We start from the raw sequence: 8329 nt of genomic DNA, 5'->3' as shown, positions 1-8329 counted from the left end.
TATTTATTGTCTTTACTCAGATGGGTTATAGTCCTGACAATATTATGCATTTGGCGTTAGGTACGTCACTTGCGACTATTATTGTGACGTCTATCAGCTCGTTAATGGCGCACAATAAAAAAGGCGCCGTCATGTGGCCTGTCTTCAAAAACCTAGCACCCGGTTTAGCGATAGGGTGCTTTTTAGGGGCAGGGATAGCAGGGCAGATATCTGGGTTATATCTTCAGCTTATTGTTGGTGTGTTTTTGCTGTGGGTCGCCTACAAGATGTTTAAGGGTGGCAAAAAGAAAGTCGCTGCAAACATGAATAGTGCTAGCAATACGGATTCGGCGGTTGACTCAACGCTGCCTTCAAAACCTAAGCAATTGGCAGCAGGCGGGGTTATTGGTGTTGCTTCTGCCATTTTCGGCATCGGCGGTGGCAGCTTAACCGTACCTTACCTTACTCGTTACGGTGTAGTGATGCAAAAAGCGGTTGGTACTTCGGCGGCGTGTGGTCTACCCATCGCGATTGCCGGTGCGTTAGGGTTTATGTTTTTTGGAATGAAGCAGCAAGTAGATGTGCCTAATACGATTGGCTTTGTCCACGTCTATGCCTTTTTGGGCATTAGTATCATGAGCTTTTTTACGGCAAAGATAGGCGCCAAGGTAGCTCATATACTGTCACCACAAATCTTAAAGAAATGCTTTGCCGTACTGTTGGTCGTTGTGGGTTTCTATTTTCTTTATAAAGCGCTGCGTTAAGTATTGGTAGCGGTGTCAGAGATAAAGGTCACGAACAGCATTGGTTCGTGACCTTTATTTTTAATGGCTTAGCTCCCGGCTATTATCATTAGTTACCAGGCATAGATACATAACCTGGCAACTGCTCTAGGCGATTCATCCATGCCTTAATATTGCTATAGCTGTCTATAGCAACCTCTCCTTCGTGTGCAATTGAAATATACGGATAAACTGCGCAGTCAGCAATAGTAGGACGGCTAGCTGCCAGCCAATTATGGTGAGCAAGATGATCGTCAATCAATGCTAGTATCTTATACGAACGCTCTAAAGATTGCGTTAAATCACCTTCAAAACCGAATTTTTTGATCAAACGTGCTACGTTAGGTCCGTGCTGTATCTCATTAGAAGCAACAGACAACCACTGCATCACATCAGCTTGCAGATGTGCTTCGCTAGGCCACCACGCTTCACCACCATACTTGTTGGCTAGGTACACCAGTATGGCTTGTGCATCTCTTAATATGACAGAGCCATCTTCTAAAACTGGGATTTCTCCCCACGGATTGAGTTTCAGCATGGCTTCTTTTTTATGTTCACCTTGCATAAAATCAATAGGCACGATGTCTAAAGGTATGTCGATCAGTGAGGCAAACAGCCTTACTTTATAACAGTTTCCAGATAGCTCTAAATCATATAGTTTCATGGTTTTTTCCCTCAGATAGTAGTTGATTAAATTCTAGTACATTTCCATCTGGATCACGGATAAACAAAGCGATCCTTCTTGACCCTAAATTTTTCGGACCTTCCGTAACTTCTATTCCTTCTGCAAAAAGCCAGCTTTGAAGCTCATTTATACCATCAATAATGAATGCCGGATGTGTCATACCGGGTTTTTTAATCACTTCATCGAGTAAAAGGTTTTTTCTGTTTTTTATCTTTGCTGCATTAAAAATAAGATTAATTCTTACACCTGCTGGTGTGATCATTTCGTTTGCTTCACCTTTAGGGATGCGATAGGTTTCTTTGAACCCAAGACGCTCATAGAACGTAATAGCTTCGCGTCTATTACTGACTCTAATGCCAACATGATCGTAGGCAAGCGCAACCTGTAAGTTTTTATGAGTTACATTGCTCATAAGGTGTTTCCTATATCAATGTTGATATATCCACTATGACACTTTGCCATTTAAAAGATAATACTGTAATTTTGATAATGATATTTTCAATAAATGAGACAGTTATGGACCGACTGCAAGCAATGTCTATGTTTATAAAAGTGGTGGAGGTTGGCAGTTTTTCTACAGCCAGCAAGGAATTGAACGTGCCATTGCCAACTCTAAGTAGAAAGATAGCTGAACTGGAAAACCAACTGGGCGTTCGTTTATTGCATAGAACCACCAGAAAGTTATCTTTGACAGACTCTGGAAGTGCCTATATAGAATCTTGTAAAAGAATATTGGAGCAGGTCGAAGAGGCAGAGGGTAGGGCAAAGGGGGAGTACTTAGAACCAAAAGGCGATTTGGTGATAACAGCGCCCATTATGTTTGGAAGGTTGCATGTGCTACCCATTGTTATTGAGTTCTTATCTTTATATCCAAATATAAACGTGCAGCTTTTATTATCGGATAGGAATGTGGATTTGTTCGAAGATGACGTAGACATGGCCATTAGAATAGGCACGTTGCCAGATAGTACGATGATAGGCACCCAAGTAGGAACGATGCGAGTTGTGACCTGTGCAAGTCAGCAGTTCCTGTTGAAACAGCCAGAACTAGCGTCACCTTACGACTTAACTCAACGCTCTTGTATATTGCTCAACACGGCAAAGACGACTCCTCACTGGCGTTACAATCTCCCAAACTCTGAGTCAACAGTACACATAGATATATTTCCTAGACTGATGGTTAATGATAGCGATTCTGCTGTTAAGGCTGCTGTAAAGAGCGTGGGTATCACGCAGCAATTACATTATCAAGTAAAGCGTTTTATAGATAATGGCGATCTAAAAATCATATTAAATGAGTTTGAACCTGATGCAGTTCCAATACACTTGCTGCATAAGACTCGAAAGTATTTGCCACAGAAAATGAAGGTTTTTTTAGAATTTATAGTACCAGCACTTACCAATAGCATTGGTGAGCTATCAGCTGCTAAATGGTTGGTCATTGGTTGTAGAAATACTCATAAGAAAGATATCTCCTATCCAATCAATAGTCTTGCTGAACTAATAAAATAGTCAGCGAATTACTAAACAGCTACGGCGTTATCCTTCTTAGGTGTACTGCTTGCACAATCTGCAGTCGGCTGCCTTGTACCTATTTTAGAATTCTTTGACTATAGTAGAAGAAGTATAAAACCGATACGATCGTATTATCGTGCTACTGACACACATTTTGCTTGTGTGCTGTATTCACAGAGGTTGCGAAACATTTATCCCAGTAGCACTGTAGCGATTTAAAAATACTTTGACTATATAAGACATGAAAGAGAGACTGTTGTTAATAGTCTCTCTTTAACATACCGTCAGTAAAGCACGATATGTGGTTCATTTTTTAGATACTTGCCGATGCGACAGCTGTTTTGTTGGATTTTATATTCCATGCGGCAACGACTAATACGATGATACCACCTGCTAAATCTGTCATCAGCTCAGGATAAATCAAGAGTAATGCACCGACCGCTAGTATGACACGAGCTATCGGGCTCATCACCCCTTTGAAGAAACCTTCAAGCGCAGAACTAAGCGCAATAACGCCCGTAACCGAGGTGATCACGACAACAATAATATCCATGACTGGTGGTAGTGGGAACTCTTTAGCAGTCACTGCCAATCCTGTCGGATCTATCATCAGCATTGTTGGGTTGTAGATGAACATAAAGGGAACAATGAATCCGGCTAATGCCAGTTTCAGCGACTGAAACCCTGTCTTCATAGGATCACCACCAGAGATACCAGCGCCTGCAAAGGCAGCCAAACATACAGGTGGGGTGATATTGGCAAAGATACCAAAATAGAAGACAAACATATGCGCCGCTAAGATAGGAATATCAAAACCAGCCAAAGCCGGTGCTGCCATGGTTGCAGTAATAATGTACGCGGGAATAGATGGCAAGCCCATGCCTAGTACCATTGAGGCGATCATGGTTAGGATTAGCGTGAGTAATAACGATCCTGCTCCTAGTGTAACGATAGATGAAGTCATCACTGTGCCAAAGCTGGTTAGACTCACCACGCCAATGATGATACCTACTACCGCACAGGCTGCCATGACAGCTAAAGATTGACGAGTACCAGATTCTAGTGCGCCCAGTACATCCTGAAAGCTCATCCGCGTCTCTTTGCGAAGCATACTCATGACAATGGTAAAACCAATCGTGTAAGCTGCTGCAAAGCCAACCGGAACCGATTCAGCCAACAGGTATACTAAGAAAACAATCGGCAATAGCATATGCCCACGGGCTTTTAACACTTCTTTCAGCTCAGGCAAGCTATCTTTAGCAATACCTTTGAGATCACGTCGACCTGCACGAAAGTGTACTTGAGCGATGACGCCTAAATAATAAAGAACCGCTGGCAATAGGGCTGCAAGCGCAATCGTGCTGTATTTGACCCCTGTGGTCTCCGCCATAATGAAAGCGCTCGCCCCCATGATCGGCGGCAAAACCTGACCACCAACCGAAGCACTTGCCTCTACGGCACCAGCAAAGTTTTTATGATAGCCGACTCGCTTCATTAAAGGGATAGTAAATGCACCAGTACCTACTACGTTGGCAACCGCTGCACCATTGATACTACCCATGAAACCGCTGGAGATGACCGCTACTTTTGCAGGCCCACCCTGTTTATGTCCTGCGAGCGCCAATGCTAAGTCGTTAAATAGCTGTCCCATACCTGATCGTGATAAAAACGCACCAAATAAGATAAACAAAAAGATAAAAGTAACAGAAGCACCGATGGCTGTAGAGTATAGACCCTCTGTTTTGAGATATAGCTGACCAAAAATATCACCCACATCGTAAGGTCGCGTGAGCAGGCGATCTGGCATGAAACCTAAGTGACTAAAGAAGGGATAAGCCAAGAACACCAGAGCAAACAAAGGCAGAATAAAGCCCGTGATACGCCGCGTACCTTCCAATACACACAAGACAGTAATGATTGAAAATAATATATCCCACTGATTAGGTATGCCACCGCGGACGGTAACGATATTTTGATACTCTATCAGTAGGTAGGCTACACCTGATAAAGACATGAAAAACAAAATCCAATCATACCAAGCGACTCGTTGACGAGAGGAACCTTTGGCCGCAGGATAAATCATAAAAATGAGAGCAAAACCTACGCCTACGTGAACGGAGCGTTGGAGTAATGCAGGCATCGGATTAAAGGTGATATATAAGTGAAATAGCGCATAAGCAATAGCGAGTGCTGACAACAACCAGCCCAATTTTTTGTTGCTAAGCTTACGAGTGATGGATTCTTTATCGAATTTTTCCAAAATTTCTTGCTGTTTTTCTGCAGAAGGGTTCGCAGAATCAGCCGATAAGTCTTCCTTATCACTTGGTGCTATAGGCGTGCTCATAGCAGGACTCCTGAAGTAGTAACTGCCATAAGGACAGCTTTTTGGGAACAAAATAAATAGTAGTATAGTCATCAACCCAGTTGTAAACAGGTAAGATGCCGTTTGTTATAATCACGTGTGCTTTGATGTTATGAGATACCATCCAGTTTAGATAGGGTAGGGATGTTTGGATACGGTATTGAATATAGTTTGGATAATCTTTACTGTTGTTGGATACGATTGTCTCAGTTGATGGAGTTCCTGCGCCAAAAGTTTGCATATAAGTATCGGTTAGTAAAAAATCATCAGATCGGACTTGATAACGCTCTATCCACCACTGCTTTTCTACAGAGTGTAACCATTTAATATCAAAAGAACTTTCTTCGATGTAGCAGGATTCCTGATTAAAGCTCAATACAGTTACCTGCTGACGCAAGACCCAGCCACTACCGATGATGATCAGCAATATCACGAATGTTACGACCATAAATAAACCAGTACCGCGCTCTACGCTGTACTGGTTTTTATGATTGCTCATCTATGATTTATCCAAGCTTATTGGCTTGCGGCTTGCTCATCGTAGTACTTCTGGGCACCAGGATGTATCGGGGCGACCATACCTTGTTGTGCGGTTTCTAAGCTAATACCACCTGCAGACTGATGCGCAGTTTTTAGTTTGTCCATACTCTCAAAGAAAGTTTTGGTCAGTTTGTAACCATCATCTTCTGATAAGTCTGAACGTACTACAAACGCATTCATGATAGCAGCGGTAGGTATGGCAGTTTCGTTGCCGTAAGTACCTGCAGGAATTTCTTTAGCAATGAAGTAGGACTGATCTTGTGCAATTCTTGCTATATTTTCAGGGCTAATACTTACTATCTGTAAATCGAAGCCTTGCTCTAACTCCATCAGTGAAGAGTTCGGTAAACCACTGGTTAAAAACGCCGCGTCAAGCTTACCCGATTTCAAGGCGTCTGCTGCTTCTGCATATCCCAAGTAATCAACTTCGACATCATCGTAGGTCATGTCAAAGCCATTAAGTAAGTTGCGAGCGTTAACTTCTACACCAGAGTTCTGTGCACCCACGGCGATACGCTTACCGCGTAAATCTTCGAAGCTCTCAATGCCTGAATCCTGCGAGGTAACAACCTGTACGTAATTGGGGTATAGAGTGGCGATCTGCTGAACATTCGTGATAGGACTGCTGAAGTTGTTCTCACCTTTGATAGCATCACTTAATACGTCGCTCATCAGAAAGGCCATTTCAACTTTTTCTTGGTTGAGTAAGTTGATGTTTTCGACCGAGGCTCCGGTGGTTTGGGTTTTAGAGTTAACACCATAAGTCGTATTGTAAGCTTCAGTAAGTGAGGTTCCAATAATATTATAAGGACCTGACGCACCACCGGTCGCAAGCGTAGCAAATTTAGTATCAAGTTGGTCGGCAGCTTCCGTGCTGGAGACTGAAGCATCATCCGAACAAGCCACAAGCGACATGCTAGTAGCAACAACTAGTCCAAGAAAAGATGCTTTAATAGTAGATTTCATGTTTCCCTCGTTTGAATATAGAGTAGCTTTACTTACAAAAGCTATTATTTTTTTCACAGATACGTAATCTTTTAATAGTATAGGATTTATATTAGATTTCAAGATGAAATTCAGGAATCTTGGAGAATCTGTGAATATTGCTTTTTTGTATATTTTTAAGTACAGGTTAGCAGCTTGTTATGTTTGTTTATTCGATGGACAGGATTATGAGTTAGTTAACAAATCCAAGAGCCAGCATTCTGTCTGCCGGAATGCATTGTCAACTAGAGAAATGCGCTCACTAAAAAGCCGCAAAATGTAAATAGCCATGGGGCAGATCTCCATGGTTAGCAACGCTAATACGTAGCTTTATCGAGTCGCTTATGCGCGTTAAATTCATTTCGATGACTTTTGGAGAGGCACAAAAAAACCCACTATTATTTGCTATATCAAATAATAGTGGGAGTAATATTTGGGTCAGTAGAATGGCGTTCTGCTATCAGTTCACCACTTTTGACGCTGAGTAAATGATTACTCAATCACAACTTCTGCCAGCGAGTAATAAAGTATCATACTGAACGGCACCATCTATACCTTACAGTTACATTTTGGAGTAGTAAAGTTTCGTACTGAGGTAACTAGATATGGAGTGTATCTTACCCCCTAAAATAGATTAAATAAAAAGGAACTCACCTTGAGATTATCTTTCATCGGATTAGCGATAGCTTTTGTATTGGTTGGTTGTGGAGAGGATAGTACATCGTATTCAGCACCACCAACTGATGGCGAAGTCACACCAACTGAACCATCTAATACGACCTCTTTAGCTTGCCTTAATCCAACGCTGCAAACCCCAGGCACGACGATTGATCTAGAATATGCTTCAGATGCTGCTATAGATTTTGGACTTAACGATGTTCATGAAGTTGTAGAGTCAGTTCCGGAATATAAAGGCTTTAGCGAGGTATTAGCTAAAAGAGAAGGTCAATCTACTGTGTATGTAAAACACGACGAAGTTGATCAATCAGTGATCACTCTAGGGCAAACTGACAGTGATGCTGGAATGGAAGTTGATTACCAACCGAGCGGCTTAAAGCAACATTATAACTTAGAAGAAGGTGAGACGAAGCATTATGCAACAGTCACTATGGTTGAAACAACAGATGGCGAAATGAAGTCTTATGACGCGGATACTTCATTAAAATATGTTGGTAGAGAAACCATTACGGTTCCAGCAGGCACGTTTGAGACTTGCGTATTTGAACACAAGTTTTACGTTGTTCAAGACGACGGAATAAGCACTGATACGTTATACACTCGTTATACTGGCGTGGATAACGGCGTAACAATCAAAGAAATAACGGAAACAACATCGTCTGAGTCTGAAGATGTTGGCTTATTCAATGATACGATATTATTGGAGAAAGGAAATATCAATGGTCAAGCCATACAAGGTTTATAGTCAGTTAACGCTCCTTGACCTCGTTCTTCTTTAATCCACTTCTGTTGTTTTTTAGAGAG

Annotated in this window: 8 protein-coding genes; 3 read left to right on the top strand and 5 right to left on the bottom strand. The window is 42.0% G+C overall.

Going from position 1 to position 8329, the window contains the following annotated elements; genetic code table 11:
* A partial coding sequence (locus ACT3RN_RS12980) for a sulfite exporter TauE/SafE family protein (protein WP_444518704.1) occupies positions 1 to 743 on the top strand: 743 nt, incomplete at its 5' end.
* Positions 744 to 831: 88 nt separating this feature from the next.
* Here ACT3RN_RS12980 and ACT3RN_RS12975 read toward each other — a convergent pair.
* Positions 832 to 1425: a glutathione S-transferase family protein gene (locus tag ACT3RN_RS12975; protein WP_192520484.1), complete on the bottom strand. Its 594-nt coding sequence runs from the start codon at positions 1423 to 1425 to the stop codon at positions 832 to 834.
* Positions 1412 to 1858, bottom strand: coding sequence for a VOC family protein (locus ACT3RN_RS12970; RefSeq protein WP_192520483.1), 447 nt, complete (start codon positions 1856 to 1858; stop codon positions 1412 to 1414). The genes ACT3RN_RS12975 and ACT3RN_RS12970 overlap by 14 nt, the downstream gene beginning before the upstream one ends.
* 104 nt (positions 1859 to 1962) lie before the next feature.
* Between ACT3RN_RS12970 and ACT3RN_RS12965 the strand changes: the two genes are divergently transcribed.
* Complete coding sequence (locus ACT3RN_RS12965; protein WP_192520482.1) at positions 1963 to 2958, top strand: LysR substrate-binding domain-containing protein; 996 nt, start codon at positions 1963 to 1965, stop codon at positions 2956 to 2958.
* 316 nt (positions 2959 to 3274) lie between these two features.
* Here the strand turns inward: ACT3RN_RS12965 and ACT3RN_RS12960 are convergent, their stop codons facing one another.
* From ACT3RN_RS12960 to ACT3RN_RS12950, 3 genes are read right to left on the bottom strand one after another with little or no spacing between them, the layout of a single operon-like run.
* Positions 3275 to 5305, bottom strand: coding sequence for a TRAP transporter permease (locus ACT3RN_RS12960; protein WP_192520481.1), 2031 nt, complete (start codon positions 5303 to 5305; stop codon positions 3275 to 3277).
* Positions 5280 to 5822, bottom strand: a complete 543-nt coding sequence (locus ACT3RN_RS12955; protein WP_192520480.1) for a DUF1850 domain-containing protein — start codon at positions 5820 to 5822, stop codon at positions 5280 to 5282. Before ACT3RN_RS12955 ends, ACT3RN_RS12960 begins: the two co-directional genes overlap by 26 nt.
* A gap of 17 nt (positions 5823 to 5839) precedes the next feature.
* Positions 5840 to 6829: a TAXI family TRAP transporter solute-binding subunit gene (locus tag ACT3RN_RS12950; protein ID WP_192520479.1), complete on the bottom strand. Its 990-nt coding sequence runs from the start codon at positions 6827 to 6829 to the stop codon at positions 5840 to 5842.
* 673 nt (positions 6830 to 7502) lie between these two features.
* Here ACT3RN_RS12950 and ACT3RN_RS12945 point away from each other — a divergent pair.
* Positions 7503 to 8270 (top strand): hypothetical protein, encoded by a 768-nt coding sequence (locus tag ACT3RN_RS12945; protein WP_192520963.1) that lies wholly within the window; start codon positions 7503 to 7505, stop codon positions 8268 to 8270.
* Positions 8271 to 8329 lie beyond the last annotated feature (59 nt).

It is taken from the genome of Psychrobacter sp. AOP5-GZ1-6 (assembly GCF_052376345.1).
Classification (GTDB): Bacteria; Pseudomonadota; Gammaproteobacteria; order Pseudomonadales; family Moraxellaceae; genus Psychrobacter.
This window is presented reverse-complemented; position numbering and strand designations above follow the sequence as displayed.